Origin of the sequence: Streptomyces sp. ADI96-02, assembly GCF_003846185.1 — a bacterium.
In the GTDB taxonomy this organism is placed as follows: Bacteria; Actinomycetota; Actinomycetes; order Streptomycetales; family Streptomycetaceae; genus Streptomyces.
Map to the genome: position 1 here is coordinate 3,422,706 of NZ_ML123034.1, position 12,645 is coordinate 3,435,350.

The 12,645-nt window shown below is 74.4% G+C and carries 12 protein-coding genes; 3 read left to right on the forward strand and 9 right to left on the reverse strand.

The window, feature by feature from the left end:
• Nucleotides 1–63 precede the first annotated feature (63 nt).
• The 6 genes from EES43_RS14975 to EES43_RS15000 all read right to left on the reverse strand — a co-directional run bounded on the left by EES43_RS14975 (nucleotide 64) and on the right by EES43_RS15000 (nucleotide 5,866).
• The gene (locus EES43_RS14975; RefSeq protein WP_124271984.1) at nucleotides 64–672 is read right to left on the reverse strand and encodes a LytR C-terminal domain-containing protein; all 609 of its coding nucleotides are present in this window, start codon (nucleotides 670–672) and stop codon (nucleotides 64–66) included.
• Between the two features lie 165 nt (nucleotides 673–837).
• Complete coding sequence (locus EES43_RS14980; protein ID WP_014155093.1) at nucleotides 838–1,134, reverse strand: type II toxin-antitoxin system VapB family antitoxin; 297 nt, start codon at nucleotides 1,132–1,134, stop codon at nucleotides 838–840.
• 197 nt (nucleotides 1,135–1,331) lie between these two features.
• Nucleotides 1,332–3,050 (reverse strand): M20/M25/M40 family metallo-hydrolase, encoded by a 1,719-nt coding sequence (locus EES43_RS14985; protein ID WP_124269196.1) that lies wholly within the window; start codon nucleotides 3,048–3,050, stop codon nucleotides 1,332–1,334.
• A 54-nt stretch (nucleotides 3,051–3,104) separates the two neighbouring features.
• On the reverse strand, nucleotides 3,105–3,860 hold the full coding sequence (locus tag EES43_RS14990) for an HhH-GPD-type base excision DNA repair protein (RefSeq protein WP_277426066.1): 756 nt from the start codon (nucleotides 3,858–3,860) through the stop codon (nucleotides 3,105–3,107).
• A 255-nt stretch (nucleotides 3,861–4,115) separates the two neighbouring features.
• Nucleotides 4,116–5,342, reverse strand: coding sequence for an RNA polymerase sigma factor (locus tag EES43_RS14995; RefSeq protein WP_124271985.1), 1,227 nt, complete (start codon nucleotides 5,340–5,342; stop codon nucleotides 4,116–4,118).
• Between the two features lie 113 nt (nucleotides 5,343–5,455).
• Nucleotides 5,456–5,866 (reverse strand): YciI family protein, encoded by a 411-nt coding sequence (locus tag EES43_RS15000; RefSeq protein ID WP_124269198.1) that lies wholly within the window; start codon nucleotides 5,864–5,866, stop codon nucleotides 5,456–5,458.
• Between the two features lie 287 nt (nucleotides 5,867–6,153).
• Here EES43_RS15000 and cbiE point away from each other — a divergent pair, with 287 nt between their 5' ends.
• Together cbiE and cobM are read left to right on the forward strand one after the other, a co-directional pair.
• A complete protein-coding gene (gene cbiE, locus EES43_RS15005) occupies nucleotides 6,154–7,482 on the forward strand; it encodes a precorrin-6y C5,15-methyltransferase (decarboxylating) subunit CbiE (protein WP_124269199.1) in 1,329 nt (442 codons plus the stop codon).
• Nucleotides 7,479–8,228 carry a precorrin-4 C(11)-methyltransferase gene (cobM, locus tag EES43_RS15010; protein ID WP_124269200.1) on the forward strand — a complete coding sequence of 250 codons (750 nt, stop codon included), beginning with the start codon at nucleotides 7,479–7,481 and terminating at the stop codon, nucleotides 8,226–8,228. The genes cbiE and cobM overlap by 4 nt, the downstream gene beginning before the upstream one ends.
• 166 nt (nucleotides 8,229–8,394) lie before the next feature.
• Here cobM and EES43_RS15015 read toward each other — a convergent pair whose 3' ends face one another.
• Nucleotides 8,395–9,612, reverse strand: a complete 1,218-nt coding sequence (locus EES43_RS15015) for a cobalt-precorrin-5B (C(1))-methyltransferase (protein WP_241192429.1) — start codon at nucleotides 9,610–9,612, stop codon at nucleotides 8,395–8,397.
• 17 nt (nucleotides 9,613–9,629) lie between these two features.
• On the opposite strand from EES43_RS15015, the gene EES43_RS15020 reads away from it, so the two are divergent.
• The gene (locus EES43_RS15020; RefSeq protein ID WP_124269201.1) at nucleotides 9,630–10,409 is read left to right on the forward strand and encodes a cobalt-precorrin-6A reductase; all 780 of its coding nucleotides are present in this window, start codon (nucleotides 9,630–9,632) and stop codon (nucleotides 10,407–10,409) included.
• On the opposite strand, the gene EES43_RS15025 is transcribed toward EES43_RS15020, so the two are convergent.
• Nucleotides 10,379–11,983: a precorrin-2 C(20)-methyltransferase gene (locus EES43_RS15025; protein WP_124269202.1), complete on the reverse strand. Its 1,605-nt coding sequence runs from the start codon at nucleotides 11,981–11,983 to the stop codon at nucleotides 10,379–10,381. The genes EES43_RS15020 and EES43_RS15025 overlap by 31 nt on opposite strands.
• Entirely contained in the window at nucleotides 11,980–12,609 is a 630-nt protein-coding gene (locus EES43_RS15030; RefSeq protein ID WP_124269203.1) for a precorrin-8X methylmutase, read from the reverse strand. The genes EES43_RS15025 and EES43_RS15030 overlap by 4 nt, the downstream gene beginning before the upstream one ends.
• Nucleotides 12,610–12,645: the final 36 nt, after the last annotated feature.

Here is a 12,645-nt window from a genome sequence, read left to right on the forward strand (position 1 = left end):
GCCGCCTCCTCGGTGGAGGCCCTTGCCCCCGGGAGCCCCGGGCAGCCCGCGCGGAGAGAGCTGTCAGCAGGAGGAGGACGGGACCGGGGCCGGCTTCGTGAGCGCCGCCATGGCCGCCGCGGCTGCCCGGGGCGTGCTGAACGCCCGGAACTTCGCGCCGAGGATCAGGTCGATCTCGGCCGTCGTGCGCGCGTCGGTCTTCTGCACCGTGCCCGGCAGCTGCGTCCCGAGCACGGTGAAGCTGCCGTTCGTCGCGGTGGGCGCACCGAGCAGCAGGGCCGGACCGGGGACCTTCTTGTCGTACGCCTCCGGGGCGTTGCCCACGTCGCCGACGAGGAAGCCGCGCTTCTTGAGTTCGGCGGCGGCGGCCTTGGCGAGGCCGCTGCGGGTCGTCGCGTTGTAGACGTTGACCTTGATGCCGGCCGGTTTCGGAAGGACCTTCGCGGCCTTCGCGGGCGCGGACGGTTTCGGGGTGGGGCAGTCCCGCTTGTGGTCGGCCGCGTTGGCGCTCGTGTCGCCGCCGGTGAAGACGTCGATGAGCTGCAGCGTTCCCCAGCCGGCCAGGCCGAGGGCGACCACGCCCGAGACGCCCGCGAGGACGATTCTGCGGCGGTTCCGGGGGCGGCGCATGCGGGGATATCTGTCGCCCGTGATGCGGTACTTTCCGCCCATGCCGGGGGGAGTGAGCATGCTCATGGACGCAGCGTAGTGGGACCCGGTGATGATGCGTACTAAATGATCAACGCATGGCACCCGGATGAGCACGAAAGCACCCGAAAGGCCCGAAAACCGCTCTTCCGGGGACCGCTCTTCCGGGGACCACTCTTCCGGGAAGGGTCAGCCCATTTCGAGGACGCGTGCGTGGAGCACCTGGCGCTGCTGGAGCGCCGCCCGTACGGCCCGGTGCAGCCCGTCCTCCAGGTAGAGGTCGCCCTGCCACTTCACGACGTGGGCGAAGAGGTCGCCGTAGAACGTGGAGTCCTCCGCGAGCAGAGTCTCCAGGTCCAACTGCCCCTTGGTGGTCACGAGCTGGTCCAGGCGAACCGGACGTGGCGCGACATCCGCCCACTGTCGGGTGCTTTCCCGGCCGTGGTCGGGATATGGCCGCCCATTTCCGATGCGCTTGAAGATCACACGGAAAGCCTACCGGGCAAGGGCCGCCGATCGCAGCCGGGGAAGCCGACCGCGCCGCCGCACAAAGGGTGTAGCCGCCCGGATAGTGCTGGATACCGGGACAGGGGTCGCCGGTAGGAGTGGGCGGGCGAACGCAGGCGCGAAACGAGGACGCGCGGGGGCGGACTCGTGGACGCCCCGCCGGGAGGCGGACGCCGTCACTCCGCGAACCGGTGGCCGTGCCCGGCGCGAGGGCTCCCGCCGCCGGGCTGCGCGGAGGCCCCGGGTTCGGCGGCGGAGGGGGAGGCGGACGTGGACGTGGGCGCCGCCGGGGAGGGGGCTGTGGTGCCCGAGGGGGCGGTCGCGCCCGACGCGGAGGCGGCTGGGCGGGGCAGGGAGCCGAGGTCCTGGGCGTACGTGCCGACGGCGTGGGCGATCACGTCGATGTTCGTCTCGAAGCGCCGCGTGTCGATGTTGTCCAGGTCGTCGCAGGCCGCGTGGTAGCACGGGTCGTAGGCGATCCCCGCCTCCCCGCCGTACCGCTCCGCCTGGGCGGCCGACTTGACGCCCTCGGCGCCCGTGTCCGTGCCGCCAGCCGGGACGCCGGCCTCCACGAACGGGCCGTAGTCGGAGCGTCCGGTGAAGTCCGCGCCCTCGTGCGGTACGCCCGCGCGGTCGAGGAAGGCGGCGATGTCGCTCTCCAGCCGGTCGGAGCCCTCGGGGCCGGGTCCCGCGCCGGTACGGTCGGAGTCGTCGCCGTCCAGGACGAACTGGGCGCCCTTCGGTGAGGCGATCATGTCGAAGTTGAGGTAGAGCGCGAGCTGCTCCCTGTCGCTCGCGGAGAGCCCGGCGACGTACGCCTTGGAGCCGAACAGGCCGTTCTCCTCGGCCGACCACCACGCGAACCGCACCTTGTTGGCGGGCCTGGTTTTCGACTCGGCCAGACTGAGTGCCACTTCGAGCAGTCCGGCGGAGCCGGAGCCGTTGTCGTTGATGCCCGCGCCGTCCGTGACGGAGTCGAGGTGGGCGCCGAGCATCACGGTGCGGGCCGGGTCGCCGTCGGGCGTCTCCGCGACGACGTTGCGGGTGGTGCGCTCCTCCCGGAGCTGACGGATGTCGAGGGAGACCGTCACCTCGGCCTCGCTCTCGGCCTTGGCCCTGCCCTTGGTCCTGCCCTTGTCCTTTCCTTTGCCCTTTCCTTTGGCCTTGGCCTCTGTTGTGCGTTCGGCCAGGTCGCCGAGAAGCTTCTCGCCGTCGGCCTGGGAGAGGCCGCCGGTCGGGATCCTGCCCGAGGCCGCGTCGCCGAGCGTGCCGGACAGGGCGCCGGGGGTGTTGTTGTAGATGACCGCTCCGGCCGCGCCGGCCGTGGCCGCCGCCGACTGCTTCTCCGCGAAGGAGCAGCCACCTCGCTTGATCAGGGCGATCCTGTCGGTGACGTTCACGGAGGCGTAGTCGCCGGCTTCGCAGCCGGTCGTCCCGTCGGCGGGGATCTCGACGAGTCGAGCCGTCAATCCGCCGTCCCCGGTCGACGGGGTGTACGTCATCGCCTTCACCGCCACCTCGCGGGGGTTCGGCGCGACCACGGCGAGCTTCTCGGCCAGCGTCTGCGTGTAGAGGAAGGGGAAGCTCTGGTACGAGACGGCGTACCCGGCCTTCCGGAGCAACCCGTGAACGTACTCCGCCGACGTCTCGTGACCCGCCGACCCTGCGGCCCGGTGGCCCTCGGCGGAATCGGCGATCGCCTGGAACCGCTGGAGGTGGCGGTGGGCGCCCAGCGCGGACGCGGCCTCCACCAGGTGGCGGGAGAGCGAGGCCGCCTCCCGCCCGGGGTCGGCCCCCGACGGCCGGTCCCGGTGCGGCGACGCGGCCAGCAGGAGCGGAGCGGCCAGTGCGGTGGCCGCCACGACGGCCACGGCCCTGCGACGTGTTGCGTGCACGGGAGTCCTTCCGGTCCAATGAACGGCGGCGGCAGTCGGTCGGCGGTCGGGGTGTCAGCCGGGCGGCTGGGGATCGCGGGTGCTTCGGGTGCTCCGGGCACTCGGAGTGGTCCTGGCGGTCGGCGTGGTCCGCGTGGTCCGGGAGGTCGTCGCCGCCGTGGATTCCGCCGTCCTCGCCGTCCTCGCCGTCTTCTTCGTCTTCGCCGCCTTGGCCGCCGCCTTGGCCTCCTGTTTGTACGCTCGGACCTCGGAGAGCGACGTGGGCCCGGTGATGTCGGCGACCGAACGGCGCGCCCCGTCCTCCCCGTACGGCCCCGCCGCCTCCCGCCACCCCGTGGGCCGTACGCCGAGCTGCTTGCCGAGCAGCGCGAGGAAGATACTGGCCTTCTGGGTGCCGAAGCCCGGCAGCGCGTTCAGGCGTTCCAGCAGCTCCCGGCCGCTGCCGGCGTCCCGCCACACCGCGCTCGCGTCGCCGTCGTACTCCGCCACCAGGTACTGACACAGCTGCTGCACCCGCTGGGCCATCGAACCGGGGTAGCGGTGCAGAGCCGGTTTCGTGGTGAAGAGTTCGTTGAAGGCGTCCGGGTCGTACGCGGCGATCCGCCCGGCGTCCAGATCGTCCGAGCCCATGCGCTGCGCCAGGGTGTACGGCCCCGTGAACGCCCACTCCATCGGCACCTGCTGGTCGAGCAGCATGCCGACCAGGGCGGCGAGCGGACTCCTGCCGAGGAGTTCGTCCGCCTCCGGCTGCTGGGCGATCCGCAGGGTGATGTCCTTACCGCCGTCGCTCTTGCTCATACTGCCGATCATCCCGAGGGCGGCGGCCGTCGGCGACTCCAGGCGTTCCGATGGCCCTCCCGCTGCGGCCGAAGGACGTACGCGGGAGGCGGACGGGCGGGAGCCAGGTGCTTGGCGGGTTCGTCCAGGAGCAGCAGGTCCTCGGGGGCCGGAGCCCGGCCGGCCGGCAGGCGGGCAGGCGGGCAGGCGGGCAGGCCGCCCCGCCGGTCATCCGATCATCCGCATCCGATCACCCGCATCGGGTCAGCCGCTCAGCCGCTCAGCCGCTCAGCCGCTCAGCCGCGCTGCTCGCATCCGCAGATACCGGGCCTCCGGCGTGCTGAGCGTGTGCGCGGCAGCCGCGCGGTAGGCGGCGCACGCGGCCTCCCGCCGCCCGGCGCGCTCCAGGAGGTGGGCCCGGACGGCGTCGAGGCGGAAGTGGCCCGCCAACCTCTCCCGCAGCGCGTCCACCTCCGCCAGTCCGGCTTCCGGGCCGCGCACCATGGCGACCGCGACGGCCCGGCCCAGTGCGGCGGCCGGCTCGGGCGTGCGGCGCACGAGAAGGTCGTACAGGGCGAGGATCTGCGGCCAGTCGGTGTCCTCGGCGCGGGCCGCCTCGTCGTGCAGTGCCGCGATGGCCGCCTGGAGCTGGTAGTCACCGGCCGGCCCCTGCGTGAGGGCCTTCGCCGCGAGTGCGGTGCCCTCCTCGATCGCCGCTCGCTCCCAGCGCGTGCGGTCCTGTTCGTCCAGCGGGATCAGCTCGCCGTGCGCGCCCGTACGGGAGGGGGCGCGGGCCTCGGTGAGCAGTATCAGGGCCAGCAGCCCGGTCACCCGGCCCTCCCGGGGCAGCAGCCGGCGCACCGAGCGGGTCAGCCGGATCGCCTCGCGCGCCAGGTCCGTACGGTGCAGGGTGGGGCCGGACGTGGCGGTGTAGCCCTCGTTGAAGATCAGGTAGAGGACTTGGAGCACGGCCGCCAGCCGCCCGTCGCGGTCCTGCGGCTCCGGGGGGCGGAAGCGCGTACCGCGCACGGTCCGCTTGGCCCGGCTGATCCGCTGGGCCATCGTCGCCTCGGGTACCAGATGGGCGCGGGCGATCTCGGCCGTGGTCAGGCCGCCGACCGCGCGCAGGGTCAGCGCGATCTGCGCGGCGGGCGACAGCGCGGGGTGGCAGCACAGGAACAGCAGCGTGAGCGTGTCGTCCTCGGAAGGGGCCCGGCCCCCGGCCCCGCCCTCCCCGGGCGGCGGCGCGGTGAACGCGTCCGTCGGCGTGAGGGCCGCCGCCGCCTCCTCCCGTCTCCTGCGCGCCGTATCGCTGCGCAGCCGGTCGGACAGGCGGCGGGAGGCGACCTTGATGAGCCAGCCGCGCGGGTTGTCCGGCACACCGCGCGCCGGCCACTGTTCGGCTGCGGCGATCAGGGCCTCCTGCGCGGCGTCCTCGGCCTGGTCGAAGTGCCCGTAGCGGCGGACGAGCGCGCCGAGGACCTGCGGCGCGTGCAGGCGCAGCAGGTCCTCGATTCCGTCACCCTCCTCGCGAGGAGCACTCTCGTCGCGAGGAGGGGCACTCTCGCTGTGAGGGGCGCCCTCGTCGTGAGGGGCCACCGTCCGCCCTCCGTCCTCCGTTCGCCCGGTCAGTCGTTGATCGAGCCCTCGATGGGGCGGATGGCCACCGGGTGATCGGGAGCCCCGGCCGGCTGCGGGCACCGCGCCACGCGGGCGGCGATCTCGGTCACCCTCTCCAGACTGTCGCAGTCGAGCACCCAGTACCCGGCGAGCAGTTCCTTGGTCTCGCTGTACGGGCCGTCCGTGATCACCGGGCGGCCCTCGGCGTCGACGCTCACGAAGCGCGTCTGCCGGGGCTCCACCAGCCCCGCGCCGTCCACCAGCTCACCGGACTCGGCCAGGTCGTTGTTGACCTCGCCCATGTAGGCGTACATGGCCTGCATCTCCTTCTCGTTCCAGGCCGGGCTGTCGGGGTTTCCCTTGCCGCCCATCGCGTCGTAGTCGATCTGTGTGGCCTGGACCATCACCAGGTACTTCATGACGTTCGCCTCCGTCGGCTTCGGTGTTCCTGACACAGGGGACGTCGGAGCGGGGGCGGCGTTCTCGACACCACGCGCGGAGTTTTTCCGGATTCACTCGCTCGCGGGTGAATCCGGACCGTGCGCAGGACCGGATCCTGGAGCGGGCGTGGGAGCGGTCCGGGTCCGGGAGGGGGCGTTCAGTAGAGTTCCGGTGCGTCCGGCTCCACCGCTTTCACCTGCCGTCCCGCTCCTCCCGACCGCCCCTTCCCGACCGCCCCTTCCCTTCGAACACCGAGGTCCCGACCGTGTCTCCCGCGCCGACGCCCGCTCCGCCCGTCCGCCCCGTCTCCGTCGTGGGGATCGGCGCCGACGGGTGGGCCGGACTGTCCGATGCGGCGCGGGCCGTGCTGCGGGACGCCGAGGTGCTGATCGGCGGGGCGCGCCAGCTGGACCTGCTGCCGGCCGAGTGCGCCGGTACGCGGGTGAGCTGGCCGTCGCCGCTGCGGCCCGCCGTGCCCCGGCTGCTCGCCGAGCACCGGCAGCGGCGGATCGCGGTGCTGGCCAGCGGCGACCCGATGTTCTACGGGATCGGGCGGGCGCTCGCCGAGGAGCTGGGCACCGAGGAGCCGGGGACCGAGAGGCCGGGGATGGAGCAGCCGGGGACCGAGGGGCCGGGGACCGAGCGCCTGCGCGTGGTGCCCCACCCGTCCTCCGTGTCGTACGCCTGCGCCCGGCTCGGCTGGCCGCTGGAGGACACCGAGGTCGTCACGCTCGTGGGCCGGCCGGCGGCACGGCTCGCCGCCGCGCTGCACGACGGCCGCCGCCTGCTGGTCCTGAGCGCGGACGCGGGCACCCCCGCCACGGTCGCCGCCCTCCTCGCCTCCCACGGTTTCGGTCCCAGCCGGATGCGGGTCCTGGAACAGTTGGGCGGCGAGCGCGAGGGACAGGTCGAAGGCATCGCGGAGAGCTGGGAGCACCCGCCGGGGGACCGGCTGAACGTCATCGCGGTGGAGTGTCGGGCGGCGGCGGACGGCCTGCGGCTCGGGACCGTACCGGGTCTGCCGGACGAGGCGTACGAGCACGACGGCCAGCTCACCAAGCGCCACGTACGGGCCGCGACGCTCGGGGCGCTGGCGCCCGCGCCCGGGGAACTGCTCTGGGACGTGGGCGGAGGGTCCGGTTCCATCGCCGTCGAGTGGATGCGGGCCCACCCGTCCTGCCGGGCGGTGAGCGTGGAGCGCGACCCGGTACGGGCCGAGCGCATCGCCCGGAACGCGGAACGCCTCGGCGTCCCGGGCCTGGAGGTCGTCACCGGCCCGGCCCCGGAGGCGCTGGCCGGGCTTCCGACTCCGGACGCGGTCTTCATCGGCGGCGGGTCGACCGCGCCGGGTCTGCTCGACGCGTGCTGGGACGCGCTGCGGCCCGGCGGCCGACTGGTCGCGAACACGGTGACGCTGGAGTCGGAGGCGCTGCTGGGTGAGCGGCACCGGGCGCACGGCGGCGAGCTGGTGCGGCTGGCGGTCGCCCACGCGGTCCCGGTCGGCGGCTTCACCGGCTGGCGTCAGGCCATGCCCGTGACGCAGTGGTCCGTACGCAAACCCTCACCCCTCTCAGGCTCTGGAGACCTTTCATGACCGTGTACTTCATCGGCGCCGGTCCCGGCGCGGCCGACCTGATCACGGTGCGCGGCGCCCGGCTGCTCGCCGCCAGCCCGGTCTGCCTGTACGCGGGCAGCCTGGTCCCGGTAGAGCTGCTGGCCGAATGCCCGGAGGGGGCGCGGCTGGTCGACACGGCGGACCTGGACATCGACCGGATCACGGCGGAACTCGTACGGGCCCACGCGGGCGGCCACGACGTGGCGCGGCTGCACTCCGGCGACCCGTCGGTCTTCAGCGCGGTGAACGAGCAGATGAAGCGGCTGGACGAGGCGGGCGTGCCGTACGAGGTGGTGCCCGGCGTCCCGGCGTTCGCGGCGGCGGCAGCGGCGCTGAAGCGGGAGCTGACCGTGCCGACGGTCGGTCAGACCGTGATCCTCACCCGGATCGCGCAGCGGGCGACGGCGATGCCGGAGGGCGAGGACCTGGCGACGCTGGGCCGCAGCGGTGCGCTGATCGTGCTGCACCTGGCGGCGCGGTACGTGGACCGGGTGGTGGAGGAACTGCTGCCGCACTACGGGGCGGACTGCCCGGCGGCGGTGGTGGCGATGGCGTCCCGGCCGGACGAGATCATCCTGCGCGGCTCACTGGACTCGATCGCGGAGCAGGTGAAGGCGGCGGGGGTGATCCGGACGGCGGTGATCATGGTGGGGCGGACCCTGGGCGCGGAGCAGTTCCGGGACAGCCACCTGTACTCGCCGGAGCGGGACCGGCACGCCTGCTGACGGACGGGCCGGGCACGCCTGCTGACGTTCGGGAGAGCCGGCCACCGGACTGCGGGAACCTCTGACGTCCCGGCTCGTTGGCTCGGTCTCCCGGCTCGTGCGCCGCCGCTCGCGCGGGCGAGGCGGAGAGGCAGTGGGGCGGGGCGAGGGGTGGTGGGGCGGTGAGTTACCCCCGGCCCACCACCACTCCCGCCCGGTCGACGCAGATCACGTCCACCGCGACCGGCGCCCCCCGCAGCACCGCCAGCGCCTCGTCGCGGGCGCGCGACGCCACCAGGTCGCCCAGCGGGACGCCCGCCGCCTCGCACAGGCGGAGCGCCTCCAGGCCCGTGTTGGCGGCGGCGATCCGGGAAGCGGACGCCCGGTCCGCGCCGCCCCGGCGGGCCAGGTCCGCGAGGAAGCCCTTGTCGACCTGCGAGCGCGCCGAGTGCAGGTCCAGGTGGCCCGCCGCGAGTTTGGAGAGCTTCGCGAAGCCGCCGCAGACCGTCAGGCGGTCCACCGGGTGCCGGCGTACGTACTTCAGCACCGCCCCCGCGAAGTCCCCCATGTCCAGCAGCGCGATGTCCGGCAGCCCGTACTCCGCGACCACCGTCCTCTCCGACGTCGAGCCCGTGCAGGCCGCCACATGCCTCAGCCCGGCCGCCCGCGCCACGTCCACGCCCCGGCGGATGGAGTCGATCCAGGCCGAGCAGGAGTACGGCACCACCACCCCCGTCGTGCCGAGGATCGACAGCCCGCCCAGGATGCCGAGCCGGCCGTTCCACGTGGAGCGGGCGATCTCCTCGCCGTGGTCCACGGAGACCGTGACCTCGACGTCCCCCGTCCCGCCGTGCTCCGCCGCCACCCGTGCCACGTGCTCGCGCATCAGCTGCCGGGGCACCGGGTTCACCGCGGGCTCCCCGACCTCCAGCGGCAGGCCGGGCAGCGTCACCGTACCGACGCCGGGGCCGGCCCGGAACACGACGCCCGAGCCCGGCGGCAGCCCGCGCACCGTCGCCCGTACCAGCGCCCCGTGCGTCACGTCCGGGTCGTCGCCCGCGTCCTTGACCACCCCGGCCGTCGCCGTGCCGCGCCCCGCCGCCAGCTCCTCCACCGCCAGCGCGAACGCGGGCGTCTGGCCCCTCGGCAGGGTGATGCTCACCGGGTCGGGGAAGTCGCCGGTCAGCAGCGCCGTGTACGCGGCCGTCGTCGCCGCCGTCGCGCAGGCCCCGGTCGTCCAGCCGGGCCGCAGACCGGTGTGCTTGAGTTGGGCACGGCGACCGCCCCGCGCCCGCGCCTCATCGTCACCGCCACGGTCCCGGGCCTCGGCGCCACCGTCCCGGGCGTCACCGCCACCGCCACCGTCCCGGGCGTCGGCGTCCGCGCCCCGCGCCTCACCGCTCATGGAGAGAGTCCGTTCCTATGCATGGTCCTGTGCCGCGTGTCCTTGTCCTCGGGGGGACGACCGAGGCGCGGCTCCTCGCCGAGCGCCTGGCCGCCGACGACCGGCGGGTCAGCGTGACCACCTCGCTCGCCGGCCGTGTCGCCGCCCCCCGGCTGCCCCCGGGCGACGTCCGGATCGGCGGCTTCGGCGGGCCGGACGGGCTCGCCGCCTGGATCCGCGAGCACCGCGTGGACGCGCTCGTAGACGCCACCCACCCCTTCGCCGCGACCATGAGCCGGAACGCGGCCGAGGCCGCCGCGCGGGTCCATGTTCCCCTGCTCGCTCTCCGCCGCCCCGGCTGGGCCGCCCAGGACGGCGACCGCTGGCACTTTGCCGAATCGCTGGCGGAGGCCGCCGAGTTGCTGCCCGCACAGGGCGAGCGGGTCTTCCTCACCACCGGGCGGATGGGGCTCGCGGCCTTCGCGGACCTGGACGGGCTGTGGTTCCTGGTGCGGTCCGTCGACGCCCCCGAGCCGCCCTGCCCGGCCCGCATGGAGGTCCTGCTGGACCGGGGGCCGTTCACGCTGGAGGGGGAGCGGGAGCTGATCCGCCGCCACCGCCTCGACGTCCTGGTCACGAAGGACAGCGGCGGGGCGGCGACCGCCCCGAAGCTGGCCGCCGCCCGCGAGGCCGGGATCCCGGTCGTCGTCGTGCGGCGGCCACCGGTCCCGGACGGGGTGCCGGTGGCCGGTACGCCCGACGAGGCCGTGCGGTGGCTGCGCGCGCTCTACGCGGACGGCTCCGCCGCCTCCGGATAGCGGCGCGGCGTCCAGACGATGCCCCGGCCGTCCTCGCCCCGGCGCACCCAGCGCGTCTGCGAGGAGCCGACGATGAGGATCGTCCGCATGTCGACCTCGGCCGGGTCGAGGTCCGCCAGCCGCACCGTGCGCACGCTCTCCGCCGGCCCGCCCACATCGCGTCCCACGACCACCGGGGTGTCCGCGGAGCGGTGCTCCAGCAGCAGGTCACGGGCCTTGCCGACCTGCCACGTACGGCTCCTGGAGCCCGGGTTGTACAGCGCCAGCACCAGGTCCGCCGAGGCCGCCGCGCGCAGGCGTCCCGCGATGACGTCCCACGGCTTGAGCCGGTCGGAGAGGGAGATCGTGGCGTAGTCGTGGCCGAGCGGCGCTCCGGCGCGGGCCGCCGCCGCGTTGGCGGCGGTGACGCCGGGCAGGACCCGTACGGGGACGTCCGCGTACGCGTCCTCCGATGCCGCCTCCAGCACCGCCGTCGCCATCGCGAAGACCCCGGGGTCGCCGCCCGAGACCACCGCGACGCGGCGTCCGCGCCGGGCCAGGTCCAGGGCGAACGCGGCGCGTTCGGACTCCACCTTGTTGTCGGAGCCGTGCCGCGCCTGGCCGGGGCGGACCGGCACCCGGTCCAGGTAGGTGGTGTAGCCGACCAGGTCGTCGGCCGCCGCCAGCGCCCCGCGCGACTCCGGCGTCAGCCACAGCGGACCGGCCGGGCCGGTGCCGACGACCACGACCTCACCCGGGCCGACCTGTCCGGAAGGGCGCGGCGCGTCGACACGGTCCGGCGCGTCGACACGGCCCGACGTCTCTACGAGGCTCGGCCGGTCGCTCCTGCCCGGCGCGTCGACGCGGCTCGGCAGGACCGCGACCGCGAAGTACGGGACGGACGCGGGGTCGACGTCGCCCAGGTCGCCCGTACGCTCCTGGGCCATCGTCGCCCGCTCCACGTACCGGGCCTCGGCCAGCCGGCCCGACGCCTCGAACGCGCCGCGCACCGCCGGGAACGTCCGCCCCAGCTTCATCACCACCGCCGTGTCCGTCGCGGCGAGACGGGCCGTCAGCTCCTCCTCGGGCAGCGTGCCGGGCAGGATCGTCAGGATCTCCTCGCCCTCCACGAGCGGGGTGCCGAGCCGGGCCGCCGCCGCGCTGACCGAGGTGACGCCCGGGATGACCTCGGTGGCGTACCGGTCGGCCAGGCGCTTGTGCATGTGCATGTACGAGCCGTAGAACATCGGGTCGCCCTCGGCGAGGACCGCGACGGTCCGACCGGCGTCCAGGTGTGCCGCGAGCCGGGCGGCGGCCTTCTCGTAGAACTCTTCCAGCGCGCCCCGGTAACCGCCCGGGTGGTCGGTCGTCTCCGTCGTGACGGGGTAGACCAGCGCCTCCTCGACGTGGTCGGGGCGCAGGTGCGCGGCGGCTATGGAGCGGGCGATCGAGCGGCCGTGCCGGGCGCTGTGGTACGCGATGACGTCGGCCTCGCCGATGACCTGGACGGCCCGTACGGTCATCAGGTCCGGGTCGCCGGGGCCGAGCCCGACGCCGTAGAGCCTGCCCGTCCCGGCGGCCTTGTTCGCGGTCACAGCTCGTCCTCACTGGCCAGGGCGTTGAGCGCGGCGGCGGCTATCGCGCTGCCGCCGCGACGGCCCCGCACGATCAGGTGCTCCAGGCCCGACGGGTGCTCGGCCAGGGCGTCCTTGGACTCGGCCGCGCCGATGAAGCCGACCGGGACGCCGATGACGGCGGCCGGGCGCGGCGCGCCCTCCTCGATCATCTCCAGCAGCCGGAACAGCGCGGTCGGCGCGTTGCCGACCGCGACGACGGCCCCCTCCAGCCGGTCCCGCCACAGCTCCAGGGCCGCCGCGCTGCGCGTGGTGCCCATCCGCGCGGCCAGCTCCGGCACGGACGGGTCGGACAGCGTGCACACCACGTCGTTGCCGGCGGGCAGCCGCTTGCGGGTGACGCCGCTCGCGACCATCGCCACGTCGCAGAGGATCGGAGCGCCGGAGCGCAGCGCGGCGCGGGCGTCGGCCACCACGCGCGGAGAGAAGGCGAGATCGCGTACGAGGTCGACCATGCCGCAGGCGTGGATCATCCGGACGGCGACCTGGCTCACGTCGGCGGGCAGCCCGGCCAGATCCGCCTCCGCGCGGATGGTGGCGAAGGACTGGCGGTAGATCGCCGGTCCGTCCTTCTCGTACTGGTGCACAGTGCTGTCGCTTTCTCTGCTTCTTCTGCCGATGTA